Source organism: Halalkalibacter flavus, assembly GCF_036663575.1.
In the GTDB taxonomy this organism is placed as follows: Bacteria; Bacillota; Bacilli; order Bacillales; family Bacillaceae_D; genus Halalkalibacter; species Halalkalibacter flavus.
This window is the reverse complement of record NZ_JAWRVK010000070.1, coordinates 1-12,842: the sequence shown is the minus strand read 5'-3', so window position 1 is coordinate 12,842 and position 12,842 is coordinate 1. Positions and strand designations below refer to the sequence as shown.

General features: G+C 33.3%; 17 protein-coding genes. 3 read left to right on the top strand and 14 right to left on the bottom strand.

The features are described 5' to 3' along the window. Positions 1–108: 108 nt before the first annotated feature. Positions 109–579 carry a hypothetical protein gene (locus SAY88_RS23595; RefSeq protein WP_332634805.1) on the bottom strand — a complete coding sequence of 157 codons (471 nt, stop codon included), beginning with the start codon at positions 577–579 and terminating at the stop codon, positions 109–111. 488 nt (positions 580–1,067) lie between these two features. Here SAY88_RS23595 and SAY88_RS23590 point away from each other — a divergent pair, with 488 nt between their 5' ends. Beyond that, positions 1,068–1,226 carry a sporulation protein Cse60 gene (locus SAY88_RS23590; protein WP_332634804.1) on the top strand — a complete coding sequence of 53 codons (159 nt, stop codon included), beginning with the start codon at positions 1,068–1,070 and terminating at the stop codon, positions 1,224–1,226. Positions 1,227–1,496: 270 nt separating this feature from the next. Here SAY88_RS23590 and SAY88_RS23585 read toward each other — a convergent pair whose 3' ends face one another. The 3 genes from SAY88_RS23585 to SAY88_RS23575 form a co-directional block, all read right to left on the bottom strand. Further along, positions 1,497–2,339 (bottom strand): tyrosine-type recombinase/integrase, encoded by an 843-nt coding sequence (locus tag SAY88_RS23585; RefSeq protein WP_332634803.1) that lies wholly within the window; start codon positions 2,337–2,339, stop codon positions 1,497–1,499. 322 nt (positions 2,340–2,661) lie between these two features. Then, complete coding sequence (locus SAY88_RS23580; RefSeq protein ID WP_332634802.1) at positions 2,662–3,648, bottom strand: glycine-rich domain-containing protein; 987 nt, start codon at positions 3,646–3,648, stop codon at positions 2,662–2,664. A gap of 941 nt (positions 3,649–4,589) precedes the next feature. Then, the gene (locus SAY88_RS23575; protein WP_332634801.1) at positions 4,590–5,006 is read right to left on the bottom strand and encodes a carboxymuconolactone decarboxylase family protein; all 417 of its coding nucleotides are present in this window, start codon (positions 5,004–5,006) and stop codon (positions 4,590–4,592) included. A gap of 121 nt (positions 5,007–5,127) precedes the next feature. Between SAY88_RS23575 and SAY88_RS23570 the strand changes: the two genes are divergently transcribed. Beyond that, positions 5,128–5,565 (top strand): Lrp/AsnC family transcriptional regulator, encoded by a 438-nt coding sequence (locus tag SAY88_RS23570; RefSeq protein WP_332634799.1) that lies wholly within the window; start codon positions 5,128–5,130, stop codon positions 5,563–5,565. A 193-nt stretch (positions 5,566–5,758) separates the two neighbouring features. On the opposite strand, the gene SAY88_RS23565 is transcribed toward SAY88_RS23570, so the two are convergent. The 7 genes from SAY88_RS23565 to SAY88_RS23535 all read right to left on the bottom strand — a co-directional run bounded on the left by SAY88_RS23565 (position 5,759) and on the right by SAY88_RS23535 (position 10,655). Next, complete coding sequence (locus SAY88_RS23565) at positions 5,759–5,920, bottom strand: hypothetical protein (protein ID WP_332634798.1); 162 nt, start codon at positions 5,918–5,920, stop codon at positions 5,759–5,761. An 89-nt stretch (positions 5,921–6,009) separates the two neighbouring features. Then, complete coding sequence (locus SAY88_RS23560) at positions 6,010–6,240, bottom strand: hypothetical protein (RefSeq protein ID WP_332634797.1); 231 nt, start codon at positions 6,238–6,240, stop codon at positions 6,010–6,012. Between the two features lie 238 nt (positions 6,241–6,478). Further along, positions 6,479–6,928 carry a YoqH family protein gene (locus SAY88_RS23555; protein ID WP_332634795.1) on the bottom strand — a complete coding sequence of 150 codons (450 nt, stop codon included), beginning with the start codon at positions 6,926–6,928 and terminating at the stop codon, positions 6,479–6,481. Between the two features lie 148 nt (positions 6,929–7,076). After that, positions 7,077–7,484 carry a hypothetical protein gene (locus SAY88_RS23550; protein WP_332634793.1) on the bottom strand — a complete coding sequence of 136 codons (408 nt, stop codon included), beginning with the start codon at positions 7,482–7,484 and terminating at the stop codon, positions 7,077–7,079. A gap of 428 nt (positions 7,485–7,912) precedes the next feature. Next, on the bottom strand, positions 7,913–8,257 hold the full coding sequence (locus SAY88_RS23545) for a hypothetical protein (RefSeq protein ID WP_332634791.1): 345 nt from the start codon (positions 8,255–8,257) through the stop codon (positions 7,913–7,915). A 382-nt stretch (positions 8,258–8,639) separates the two neighbouring features. Next, the gene (locus tag SAY88_RS23540; protein WP_332634789.1) at positions 8,640–9,680 is read right to left on the bottom strand and encodes a DUF4367 domain-containing protein; all 1,041 of its coding nucleotides are present in this window, start codon (positions 9,678–9,680) and stop codon (positions 8,640–8,642) included. 348 nt (positions 9,681–10,028) lie between these two features. Then, positions 10,029–10,655: an FMN-binding negative transcriptional regulator gene (locus SAY88_RS23535; protein WP_332634787.1), complete on the bottom strand. Its 627-nt coding sequence runs from the start codon at positions 10,653–10,655 to the stop codon at positions 10,029–10,031. A 929-nt stretch (positions 10,656–11,584) separates the two neighbouring features. Here SAY88_RS23535 and SAY88_RS23530 point away from each other — a divergent pair. Next, a complete protein-coding gene (locus SAY88_RS23530) occupies positions 11,585–11,740 on the top strand; it encodes a hypothetical protein (RefSeq protein ID WP_332634785.1) in 156 nt (51 codons plus the stop codon). A 167-nt stretch (positions 11,741–11,907) separates the two neighbouring features. Here the strand turns inward: SAY88_RS23530 and SAY88_RS23525 are convergent, their stop codons facing one another. From SAY88_RS23525 to SAY88_RS23520, 3 genes are all read right to left on the bottom strand, one after another. Beyond that, positions 11,908–12,204, bottom strand: a complete 297-nt coding sequence (locus SAY88_RS23525) for an HI0074 family nucleotidyltransferase substrate-binding subunit (protein WP_332634806.1) — start codon at positions 12,202–12,204, stop codon at positions 11,908–11,910. A gap of 72 nt (positions 12,205–12,276) precedes the next feature. Beyond that, a complete protein-coding gene (locus SAY88_RS26115; protein ID WP_431308913.1) occupies positions 12,277–12,474 on the bottom strand; it encodes a hypothetical protein in 198 nt (65 codons plus the stop codon). Continuing rightward, the gene (locus tag SAY88_RS23520; protein WP_332634783.1) at positions 12,465–12,614 is read right to left on the bottom strand and encodes a hypothetical protein; all 150 of its coding nucleotides are present in this window, start codon (positions 12,612–12,614) and stop codon (positions 12,465–12,467) included. The genes SAY88_RS26115 and SAY88_RS23520 overlap by 10 nt, the downstream gene beginning before the upstream one ends. Between the last annotated feature and the right edge of the window lie 228 nt (positions 12,615–12,842).

The window sequence follows — 12,842 nt, the reverse complement described above, 5'->3', positions numbered from 1 at the left end:
GAAGTCAACGTGGACAAGTCTTCGACTCGGAAATCTCCTTGTTTTCGGTTATTTCGCTTTCCTTCTCCAATGAAGGGGACGTTAAGCCAGTTCTTGGTCATTTATGAGTTACGCTTTGGACTGTTTGAACACTTCGTCCTGCCACAGTTGGTAAAGATAGATGATAATCGCAAAACCGACCATCATAGCAACAATAGCAATGGTAGGCAAAGTCGATTCACTTGAAACAAGCCCCATCCGCTGCAATACCGGGTAAACGATGTACATAAATACCCCATCCAAAAGTATATTGACAGTCAAATACATCCAGAATTTTCCGAAAGTAAAGTGGAAAACCCAGATAACTATAACTAAATATGCTCCATACACCCAAGGTACCGGGGCGACTTTATCCCACCCGAACAGACTGGAACCTGTCTCTTTCCACCATCCGTAATGGTAAGCCGCTTGATATGACAAGGTATGAATAACGGTCATAAATAGAGCTACCGGCATGTACCTGCGTACAGTATCCATTTTCAAAAAAAACAAGGACGCCCAAGACAATATCAAGAGTAACCAGAGAATAATCTGTTTCATGTCATTAATACCTCACATTAGTTTTATGAGTAGTGTTACTCTCGGTTCATATATTTATTCGATTTATCCCTAAAAGTAACTGAAACACCGACTTGGTTAAGCAGACTAACATTCCAATTGAGAATAATGTTTGCGGTTGGCTACGATTAAGAGGGTTTTACCTCATTCTTTATATACCATTTAAGCTTGGTGCTTTCTATTTAAATGCTGATAAATACTTTATGGTCAAATAAAAATTTGTGATTACATACATTACGGTTCACCTTGCTTAATCTTAAACTAATAACAGATATTCCATAATGTGGCCCTATTGCCAAAGAAGAAAGAAATGATTTTTAACCAACTTGATAAAAAAGTCTTTCTAAAGAAAAAACAGTAGCATAAAGCTAATGTAAAGAGCTAATGTTGTGGCAGCTCCTATAGCTTATTGTCTCATCGAGGTAGTTTATTCTTACAAATTATAAATGGTTTATTTAGGAGGATGACAATTGAAAGTAAAAACATTTTATGGATGGTCTGAAAAAGGAATGGATAAGAAAGTAAATGAGTTTTTAAGTGATACCTCTATTGATATAGTAGATATAAAATTTTCATCTACCATATTCTATTTTAGTGCAATGGTTATATACAAAGAAAAAGTGTATTGAAGCTAACGATGATCTTTACTAGAGAAATGTAACCATCCTCCATTTAATTAGGAACATTTCGCACAAGTACAGTCCTTCACAATCTCTAATTATTTAAACATAAATTCCCAATTTAATTGCCAAATCTTATTCCATTATCTGGCCCTTTAGTTTAATTAAAATTATTTTGAATTTTCCTAATATTACTTAATCACTTAATCCATTAAATATGGAAAAAGCACGTTCAATGAAGAACGCGCTTACCCAGTTTGGTAAAGTTCAATTCTTTTATTAAAAGTATTTGCTATAGAAATCGTGTCTCTGCTTTCCACTTAGTTGTGCATATATTTTAGTTGTTTCACTTTTTTCGTGACCAAGTAAGCTCTGGATTACTTCAAGAGGTGCTCCGTTGTTGATCATGTGAGTCGCATAACTATGTCGTAATTGATGTGGGTGAATACTCTTCTTAATTCCTGCACGACATGATATACGCTTAATGATATACCTCATAAGGTCGATACTCATACGTTTTTGGGGTCTTCTTTCGGTGATAAACAGGCATGGATCCTCATCGTCCCGTTCGTCGAAATACCTTTTCAACCATAGGGAGCAACGAGTATTAAAGTACACTTCTCTTTCCTTATCGCCTTTTCCCTGTACAATAACAGAATTCGTAGAGAAGTTAATATCATCACGATTGAGTTTTACGATTTCTCCAATACGACAACCGGTAGAATAAAAAAATTCAAATAATGCGTTTTCCATGGAGGTATGGCACGCTTCTCTGAGATGTTCTATCTCGAGCTCTGAAAGGAATTTTGGGATTCTTTTACCCAGCTTTGGTTCTTTCAATTTAGCAGCTGGATTCTTGGAAATGAAGCCTTCATCATATGTCCATTTGAAAAGTGATCGAATACAACGAACTCGATGCCCTAGGCTAGAAGGCTTTAAATGTTCTCCGGCCTCAATTAAGTAGCTTTTGAGTTTCTCTGTAGTAAATTCACCCATATCGATATTGCCAAAGAATCTTAATAATAGATTGTATTGAAAGCAATAGGTTTTCAATGTTAGAGCAGAATATCCCTCGATTTTCTTATCAAGTTGATACTTCTCCCAAGCTTCAGATAATAACATTGCACTTTCACTCTCCCGGATTATGAACCAATTAATCTTAATTCTATTATGCTCAAAAATTGTAAATTTCATACTAAAGTTATTCAACAATCTAAGAACACAATTTTCAGGAAAGTCTTATAACCCTTTGGAGACATAATAAAGACGCTTTCCCTATTTCAGAAAAGCTCCCGATTGTAAAAGATGATTGCAATGCCTTATTGAACAAAACACCCGTTTGTTTAATAAGAACCTATTTAATTTCTACCCAAAATAAGCAGTAGTAAGGTAGAAAGGCTCCCTTCTACTCGACTGCTATTCATTTTATTTTCTATCCATTCACCTAAGATGAACAACCGCCGCTGCAGCTTGAGCAGGAGGAACTGCCTCCACTATCCCCGCTGCCATCTGCGGGACCATCACCATGGCCATGGTCATTTCCGAAACGATCTGTGAAAGCTGTGCCGCAGAAAATGGCGGTGGAGCAACCGCTTGTGTTTGTCGCTGCCTGAGTAAAGGCATATACTTTTGCGTATTCCCAATATTCATCAAAATAATAATAGGAGAAGAAAACCATTACAAGGGACAAGAAGGTCATATCACCGTATGTCCGTTGCTTTGTAAATGAGCCTTTTTTATCAATCCGATAGATCTTTTCCGCTTCACTTAGTTGTTGTTTCATTCGATCCACTAAATATTCAGCCAGCTCTTTGTTATCTTCATTTTGACGAAAATATTTTTTAATTAATTCATCTTGACTACTTTCCTTAAACTCTTTTAAAATTTCACTGGACAATGGGTGTTTAAAAAAACTTCCCCAGGCCTTCCAGCTAAATTCGGTAATTTCAAAAAGCTGCGAGAAAACCCAATCAAATAAGGCGCGATCATGTGGTGCCGGCTCTGGATTGTTGTTCGGGATATGGTGAAGCATTTCTCCTAAAAATCCCTCCGAAAAAACCTGATATTCTTTTGTAAAAAGAATCATCTCATGCCATATTTCATCCACATCTTTACTAAACATAGGCGCTTTCCGGAGAAGATTTGATACTAAGAAATAGCGCTTTAACTCAAACAGTAGCCATTCAAACTCAACCTCACTCCGATTGGGATTCTCCTGAAGGAATCGCTGTTTTACTTGTTGTATATATTTATAGCCTAATGCCGTATTTAGCTGATGAAGCAAAGGCTGTATTGGGACAAGATTCAGTGCACCGAGATCTTCCGGGATGTTCTCCTTTCTTAGTTTAGGCCGATTTTTTCCGTTTGTTGCCATTATTCCAACTGTTAAACCCATTAATAGTAGAAATCCTACAGTCACACCAATAATCATTCCACTCCCCCTTACTCAAATAAACGTTTTCATTCAATAAAAATATCTTAATTTACTCAATACATTTTTTCATGATGGGGTTTCTGAAAAAAGATAAAACAAAAAGTCACGAATAAAATCTCAGAAATTTAAAAAGCAATGTCAAAATGACAATCATCAAGAGAAATATTATTGAAATCGAAAGAACCTTATTCGGCTTCTTTAAATTTCCAAATAATTTATTCTCTATCTTCACTCCGAAAATTAGTAAAGATACAGAAATTAATACAAGAATCAAATGATTTAGTAATCCTAAATATAATAAAATCAATATAATTATACTAACAATAAGCAATGTCCACATAAGATAAAATACCACTTCTTCTTCAGTTCCATATTTAAACCTGTAATTTGTTCATAAAAAAATAAACGAGCCTCATATTGAAGTTTCGCCCCCATTAGCATTGAACAATATCCTGAATATAACTTAAATAAACCTTAAGGTTATAACAATGGATAACCCGATTAGTGCTCCAATATCTACCGCAAAACTCTTATTCTCTTTTCTTTTTTGAAATACAGTTATCAGCTTCCCAAGTATTACTAACACAATTGATATAACTATTACTGTACTACTAAAAGTTGCAGTGAATGTGACATCAGACACAAGAACTATTATTGTTGGAATAACAATCAATAATACAGCACTCAAATACAAGAACAATTTGAACCTATCCATTTTTATGAAAAATTACCTCCTCTTATTTATCTAACAACAGTTAATTCTTCTTCAACTCTTCTACCCGTTACTTTAAGTACATCCTTCACAACCTCTAATTATTTTAACATAAATATCCAATTTAACTGCCAAGTGTTATTCAATTATCTGGCCCTTTCATGAAGAAAGACGCTTTACTTATTTCAGAAAAGCGCCTAGTTAGTTGAATAACTTACAGATTTAGTTATTTTCTTACAGGATCTAATTTCATCATTGCTCCAAAGTATTGTGAAGCGGTGGTAAAAGAAATAAATGCACAAAGCTCACTTATTTCTTCCTCGGTCAAGCATTCCTGCAAAACTTTAAAAGCTGAATTTGAAATATCACCCTTTTGCTTTAAAAACACCTCCGTAAACGCAACCGCAATAGAAGTTTTTTCATCAAACCTTTCAAGCTCAGGTTTACCTTTCGCTTTACAATACTCACATCCATTACTTTGGGCTAATGTTCTTCTTACTTGTTCTTTTAACTCAAAAGAGAGCCGCCCTTCTTTTTCTAATACATTTCCTAGATGAGCCCAGCCTTGCATTACTTCTACGTTATATCCTAAAAGCCGTTGAAATGGTGTGTCTCCGAAACTTGATTCCTTAATTCTTGCCACTTAAAATCCCCCTTTGTTATATTAATTATAGAAAATAAAATACTTGTATAACATTAAATCCATAATTAATTATTGATAAATTCATTAAATAATTAATAAATAAAGGGGAATTCCTTTAATAATGAAAATTGATGATATTGATAGAAAGATATTAGATGAATTACATAACAATAGTCGCTTATCTATGAGTGAACTTGGAAGAAGAGTTAATTTATCTTCTCCTTCTGTAACAGAACGGGTTAGGCAAATGGAATCATTTGGTGTTATCAAAAGCTATACATTAGACATTGATTATGAGAAATTAGGTCTCCCTATCCAATGTATTATCGAAGCAACAGTCAAAAACGGAGATTATAAATCGTTTAAAAATTTTATTCAGAAACTCCCAAACGTACAGTTTTGTTATCGTATAGCAGGAAATGCATGTTTTATGCTTAAAATACACTTCGAAACCTTTTCAAAAGCGGAGCAATTTATAGAAGAAGTAAATCCGTATGCACAAACGGTAACACATTTTATTTTCTCACAAGTGCCAACAGTTCCGCGTTCCACGAACTAACAGTTGTACCTCCCCATAAAATTTGGGTAGATTATTCAACTAAACTCCCTCTATTAAAGAAAGGAAAATCTAGTGTTATTCAACAATCTGGCCCTTTTCATGAAGAAAGACGCTTTCCTTATTTCGGAAAAGCGCCCGATTGTTGAAAATCAATGCTTAAACCTTATTCAAGATAAGCTCACCGTTAGCTTAACTACGATTCAAAATTCTTTTTCTCATAAGTACGAATAAAATAATCAAATCGCACCGCAATCCATATCAACACCATAGCACTTATGCCGTTCCAAAATCCTTCGAAAAATAAACCAATTCCTCCACCGATTATGATATAAAGCATCAATTGACTAGGCATCATAATTTCCCTCCATTTAGACTTCTCATTTATGCAACAAGAACAGCGATAGCTTCTTGTGCTATCGCTATCCGTTACTTAAAGAAGCAAAATCATTTAGCAGGCATTGAAAAAGTTATTATACTACTATTGCCTTGTTCTATTTTCGAATAAATTTCTTTAACTATTTCTTTCGCTCTGTCATTTGTGTCATATTTCCCTAATACTTTACTCCAATAGACAAAAAAGCTTCTGCTAATAACTCCTTCAATAAAATTGCCTTTTACGGTTACTTCTTTAACATTTACCAAGACCTTTGTATCTTGAGTTATAATCCATAACATAAAAGTAATCTCCCCCTTGTATTTTATCTTTCTTCTTGTGCTTTCTGCCTCTATAGTTTAAGTACATTCCTTCACAATCTCTAATTATTTTAACATAAATATCCAATTTCACTGATAAGTGTTATTCAAAAAAATGGCCCTTTTCATGAAGAAAGACACTTTCCTTATTTCAGAAAAGCGCCCGATTGCTGAAGATCGTTATTAAAGGAGCGCACCCGTTAGCTCAACAAGAAAATTATTATTTTGAACAAGATACATTTCTTTCAAGCACAATAGGACCAGACTTATTTGTATTTGATTTTATTGTTCGTACTTTAATTCGGGTTGGTCTCATTGTTGGGGAAATCTCATCTAAATTTCCAGACCAATTGTTCTCTAAATAGTTATTAAGTTTAAATGTCCAACTTATTTCATCTGGAATATAGGCTAAAACCTCATAACTATCATAATCTCCAAACTTTGATGGATTTGGCATATGTAAAGCGTGTAGGCTAAGGCTTGTTCTTTTATCATTAAACTCTCTTTCAATATTATAAAGGAGCGCTACGCCTTTAGCATTTTCAGGTATTCCTTCAGTTGGTTCAAGTATCACAGTACAAGGAGGAGATGGTTTAAATTCACTTTCTGCATAAGTTATTAAAGGTGAAATGGCTAAAGTAATAAATACACTAAGGCAGATTTTCTTCATATTAAAAGCTCCCTATATTGTTTTCTCAGTAGGTTTCCTTTTAATAAAAAAATTATTTATATGAAGGCTTTGTTAAACAATGCTGCTCGTTAACACAATAAGAAGTGCGCTGACCTTGTTAAATCAACGCACCCTTTAGAATAACTTACTAACGACCAGCAAATTGTTTTCCGAAGATTTTCTCCAAGTTTTGTAAAATCACCTTATTCTTGCCTGTATATTGAACAATAATATTCCCCTTTTTAAAATAATGAGGGTCTGATATATAACTAATTGAAGCATTTCCGATATTCCCATCTGGATGGATAGCAGAAGCGTCTTTTTCCATATCCTCTTTTGTTGGATACTCGTATATCAAAATATATTCCCCACTCACATTAATCGCCTTTGGTGGAACGGAAAAGAACGGGTCTTTCTCGTTATTTTCTATAATACTATAATTCACTTTTGCTCCTTCAAGTTCCTCTACAAGTTGAGCAAAATCAAATAAACCTGTGTTGTTTGAACAGCCTAATAAAATTAAAAATAAGAGCAACACTGATATGTATAACCTCATAAGCCACACCTTTTTAAATACATTGTATAACCGAAAGCTATGAATTATACTGACAGGCTTTATTACACTATCCTGCCTCGTTAGTAAAAAACGTTCCTGCTGCTGTTGCAGAAACGCTAGTTAGCTTAATGAATATAACCCCTTTAATTTTTATATTGTTCTCTTTTAAATTTTTCTTCTAGTTCTCCTGTTATTGCGTTGAACATCAAGTAAATCATGTTTTTTCTGCTCTGATCCCAACCAATAACCTTCACGAGTGGAATTTTTTTTCCGGATCTTTAGTGAAACCAAAATTATATCCTTTAGCAAAAATGTCTCCTGGATATATTTTGGTAATTTCTTGTCCCTTTTTCAGTAATTCAGGTGTATCATACTTGAATTTTTCAACACTAGAGATAAAGTGGCTCTCAGACATACGGTCTAATTCATTAGGTAAATGCGTTTTTTTTCCACACTTTCCCATCTCGAATAGTTACTACATACCAATCTGTCTTACCTGGTATACCAAATTGGATGTTCCAATGTTTTCTCCTACCATCCATTCCTGCCTGAGCTTCATCTCTATCAACACTACTTCCGTTAAATAACATCGCTTCTTTATTCCACTTCAGTGCCTCATTTTGTGCGATCTCAATCGCTTCTTTTAATGTTAAGCTCAATTTTGAATTAGAACTTTCTCTTTTCTCATTTTCAGTTGTTTCTTTTCCATAGACATTAAAAGTTAAAGTAAATAATGATAATACTATGACTGATATTACAATAAAACGCTTCATTTTAATCTCCTTTGATATTTTATCAAAGGTTATTTTCCCCTACTATTAATTGGATATGTTGTTTGTTCCTTATTCAACTCTTCTGCTTCGTTACTTTAAGTGCAATACTTCACAATCTCTAATTATTTTTTACATAAATATTCAATTTAACTGCCAAGTCTTATTCCATTATCTGGCCCTTTTCATGAAGAAAGACGCTTTCCTTATTTCAGAAAAGCGCCCGATTGTGGAAGATCATTTATAGATAACCTTATTGAAGATAAGCCTCCGTCTTCACTAATACTTGTTTCTTTTGGTTTCAATAAGCACCCTAAATAGTCGACATTTTTTTAATTAATAGATTAAAAGCTGACTCATTAAATCAGCTTTTGGGTAAGCATTGCTATTGGATGCTTTCTGCAATCTGAAGAATTTCTTCTTTTGATAGATCTTCTGTAGAAGTTAATTCAAACAGTAATTCATCTTTTTCCCAAGAAACAAATTGCATATCATACATTTTCGTATAGGTACCTTCAACAGTACCAATTTCTACTAATTCAGTGTTCTCTAGATTGGGAGAGATTTGTGGTTCTGATGAGATAGTAAACATTAGAAAATTCCCTTCTGAATCAGCATATTCAACCATTGCCATTCCTAAGTCCAATTCACCAAAGTAGCTTGCTTGCTTAAATTCATAGCCTTCTGGAAGATATGATAGTTCAGGTACATGATAGGACGTTGTTTCTTGGAGTTCTTCAAGGGTCAATGATTCCTGCATTAAATCCTCCATCGTTTGGACCTTAGCACCTTCTGGAATTTCAAAATGAAATAATTCATCATCTATTTCAATATTGTATTCAATGTAAGTGTATTCCATTTCTGATGTGAATTCATCACTGACCATTTTCATTTTTAATGGCATATACGTTTCTTCATCAACCCATACTTCATACTCGGTAGCTATTAACCATTCGTCTTCTTGGTTTTCATTTGGAGTTAAAGATAAATGAATAGTTTGTCTATCAGCAACGGTTTCTTTTCCTTTAGCTACAACATCATTGGAGTTCATCATTTCGGTTAATACGTTGCGAATCATCTCCGATTCACTTGGCATATCTTCAGTCAGCTCACCTATTCCATCAAAAATCGTTACGGTATGATTTGTCTCATCATACGACCAAGACTGCTCACTATTTGATACAAATAGATGTCCATCCTCCATTTCTACGCGACTTTTATTAGGTTTTACATTCCATTCCTTATATGTCATTGATTCTGAGTTTCCTGCAAATTCAATATTACTAGTCACTTCACCATAGTAACTTTCAAGATTTTCCTGAGCCTCGACCGCTTTTTCAATAATTTCATCAGAATTTTGGACGGAACAAGCCGACGTAAAGACTACTAACGCTATTAAACTAGCCCATAGAGATAATGTTTTCATTTTTCTTTCCTCCTAGTATTTTAATTTCCATTTATAATAATAACATTTATTCCCAAAAAATTGGAATTAAAATACAAATTGGGTGTTTTGCCCAACCCCTGGAAACGGTCCCTTTTGAAAATATATACTATAAGTACTGATTTACAACGTTAAGGAAATCCCAATATAAAGAGCCCAATTTCTCAAGTATTAAAATTGAGAAATTAGGCTTTTTTTATTACTCCATAATACGAATGCGCCCGATTGCGGAAGATCGTTATTAAAGGAAAGCTCCCGTTACTTTTAATAAAACAAAATTACAAAGTAGAGAAAAATGAATAAAACTTGAATAAACACTCTAATTCATTTTTATTTATTTGCTTTAATATTCTCCTCCATTATGCTTGCTATTTCAATTGAATTATATTTGTTGCTCGTTTTCAAACCATTAACAAGATTTTGTTGCCTTTCTATCGAGTGATTTTGGTTTAGTTTCCATTTTCCTTCAATCTTATTGATTGAAATCTCAAATCCAACTATACCGTTCATTAAGCCACCTATAAATTTATTATCAAATTGAGTATTCCACGGGTTTGGCATAGATGCTTCATAAAAATCAACTGTCTTTTCCATTAATTCAACCATTTCTTCTTTTTCATCTATTATTCTAACTGTTCCATAGACATGGACTGCTACATAATTCCAAGTAGGTACAGTATCTTCTTCGTTATACCAAGTTGGTGAAATATAAGTGTGTGGTCCAGAGAACACAACAAGGACTTCTTGATTACTTAAGTTTTTCCAATGAGGGTTTAGTTTTGCCATATGGCTAATTAAAACACCACCCTCCCCAATATTTTCATCAATCAAGAAAGGTAAATGTGTCGCAAATGGACCACTCTCTACCTGAGAAAACAAAATCCCAAAACTGTTACTCTTTATAAAGTCATATAATTTAGTATTATCTCTAACTTCAAATGCTTTTGGAATGTACATAACTAATCCCCTTTCTACATTTTTAAATAATAATACAATTAAATGGATTTTTATACAATATTTTGATTAAAAAACCTCTCTTACTAAATGAACTATTCGTTACTTTAAGTACAACCCTTCACAATCTCTAATTATTTTAACATAAATATCCAATTTAACTGCCAAGTCTTATTCCATTATCTGGCCCTTTTCATAAAGAAAGACGCTTTCCTTATTTCAGAAAAGCGCCCGATTGTGGAATAACTTTTATTTCTTATCTCTAATTTCTCCCAAATTTCTATTACACGATTGTTTTGATTTTCTATATTCTTTAACCTTTTTTCAATAATATTTGAAGAAAAAATACAACATTTTTTATTATAATCATTAATCAAACCGTCAAGAAATCACTATGAATCTTGGAATGAGACATTTTAAACGTTTTTAATAAATATATTATTTCATCAAAGACAAATTCAACATAGTTGTTGTTGTTAATATATACTATGACATATATTGCAATTTCAAAAATAATGTTACTCTCAGAATTATTGATAGTGTCATTATATATATAGAGCACTTTGATGAAATCATATTTAATGTATTTGTTAAAGTTATTGTTGAAATAAATGTTAATGTTAACAGCAAAAATAATAACATTTGGGATTTGTAAGGACGGCTGTTCTTAGTTTACCAGTAACGGGATTACTTCGTATCTATTAAGTAAAGAAGAAAAAGTTTTAGCCATTGATTGGATAGACAGGGAATTTAACCAACTTCATAACCGGTGAGCATGACATATATAACACCTTCAAAGAAGTAACGGCCACCCTGAATGAAGATGCTCGTTTTTGTAACATCAAGATCAATAGAACCTGGACATTGATCCCTTCTAATGATTTTCTGGCTAATTTATCAAAAAGAATGTTTGAAACAGGGCCCAAAATTAGATGAGCTGCAGAAAGCACTCGTACCCGTTATGGGAGATTACGAATGGGAATATCTTTGATACACCACCGTTTCTATCAGAACAAAACGTAATGCCCTTAAGTACATACTCAGAAGCTGGCAGTTATACAGTGGTGATGTTTGATGGGGCGATGTGAAAGACTTCCACCTGGCGTTTAGCTATTTCAGGTTTTCAAGTAAACTCCGAATTTAATAAGAAAAGTGACTATATTTGTTCAACAATCTAGCAAAATACATGAAAAAGACGCGTTCATTTAATAAACGCGCCCTTTTTAGAATAACCTTAACCATTTTCATACAACATCTACTTTATCTTTGTCATTTCTTCTTCTAACATATCACACAGATTGGACAAAAGATGGCTATAGTTACTTTTAACTTTTTCATAAATTAGTTTAGCTTCTTCTTTATCATAAAGATGATAGGTTTTATTACGGTCTACCATCATATCAATCCATTGTTCTCCGTCTTCAATTAAGCCATATGTAAATGCTTCTCTTATTGTTGTCCTAGGACTTTTAATTTCAGTGATCCCTGTATATTCTAAAAACATTTTCATAAGTTTCCAACTTAATTCAAAAGTGAACTCAAATCGCTGAATGACACCGTCGTAAATAATATCATCTTCTATTTTGTTGCTTCATTAAGCCTAGCACTCGCACGTTTGTAATCATTAGGCTTCTCGAAGAGCCTTTCCTTGTTCATATACAACTACACCATCTTTCCTAATATTGAAAATCAGTTTTTCTTTATTTAGACGCTCTATAAAAACAACATCAATTTTTAAGGGCGTGGACATTTCATTAATTGATTGTTCTATCAAGTTTTGTTGAGTAAGAGAACTTTCATTTGTAAAAACAGCTAAATCAATATCAGAAGATCTGTGGTAATCCCCTCTGCTCTTGATCCAAATAAAACAATTTTTTCTATCTGATCGTTTTTTGAGCAGAAACTTTGTAAGTCATTGATAAAGCGTTTTGATATTCCGGTTGCATTCCAATGAGATTCCATTACAGTTTCCACCTCAATCCTTTATAAGTATTTACAATTATTTTAGCAATAATTAGTTAAAACACGAACTAAAAAAGGCTATAGACACTTATAGCTTCTATTTACTTCCTAACAATCCCCTTTATTAATTCAAGATTATGTCTCTTTAATGAATGGATCTAGGTCAATATTTTGGACACAAAAAAGTTAACTTTCTTACCAATTATCAAGTAGACTCAGGTGGCTTGA

What these genes read in the sequence shown, in the direction of transcription:
- SAY88_RS23545 (WP_332634791.1), bottom strand. Translation starts at nt 8,257, where the DNA reads ATGAAGCGTTTTATTGTAATATCAGTCATAGTATTATCATTATTTACT.
- SAY88_RS23580 (WP_332634802.1), bottom strand. Translation starts at nt 3,648, where the DNA reads ATGATTATTGGTGTGACTGTAGGATTTCTACTATTAATGGGTTTAACA.
- SAY88_RS23540 (WP_332634789.1), bottom strand. Translation starts at nt 9,680, where the DNA reads ATGAAAACATTATCTCTATGGGCTAGTTTAATAGCGTTAGTAGTCTTT.
- SAY88_RS23560 (WP_332634797.1), bottom strand. Translation starts at nt 6,240, where the DNA reads ATGTTATGGATTATAACTCAAGATACAAAGGTCTTGGTAAATGTTAAA.
- SAY88_RS23555 (WP_332634795.1), bottom strand. Translation starts at nt 6,928, where the DNA reads ATGAAGAAAATCTGCCTTAGTGTATTTATTACTTTAGCCATTTCACCT.
- SAY88_RS23565 (WP_332634798.1), bottom strand. Translation starts at nt 5,920, where the DNA reads ATGATGCCTAGTCAATTGATGCTTTATATCATAATCGGTGGAGGAATT.
- SAY88_RS23520 (WP_332634783.1), bottom strand. Translation starts at nt 12,614, where the DNA reads ATGGAATCTCATTGGAATGCAACCGGAATATCAAAACGCTTTATCAAT.
- SAY88_RS23530 (WP_332634785.1), top strand. Translation starts at nt 11,585, where the DNA reads ATGAGCTGCAGAAAGCACTCGTACCCGTTATGGGAGATTACGAATGGG.
- SAY88_RS23595 (WP_332634805.1), bottom strand. Translation starts at nt 579, where the DNA reads ATGAAACAGATTATTCTCTGGTTACTCTTGATATTGTCTTGGGCGTCC.
- SAY88_RS23535 (WP_332634787.1), bottom strand. Translation starts at nt 10,655, where the DNA reads ATGTACATTCCAAAAGCATTTGAAGTTAGAGATAATACTAAATTATAT.
- SAY88_RS23585 (WP_332634803.1), bottom strand. Translation starts at nt 2,339, where the DNA reads ATGTTATTATCTGAAGCTTGGGAGAAGTATCAACTTGATAAGAAAATC.
- SAY88_RS23550 (WP_332634793.1), bottom strand. Translation starts at nt 7,484, where the DNA reads ATGAGGTTATACATATCAGTGTTGCTCTTATTTTTAATTTTATTAGGC.
- SAY88_RS23570 (WP_332634799.1), top strand. Translation starts at nt 5,128, where the DNA reads ATGAAAATTGATGATATTGATAGAAAGATATTAGATGAATTACATAAC.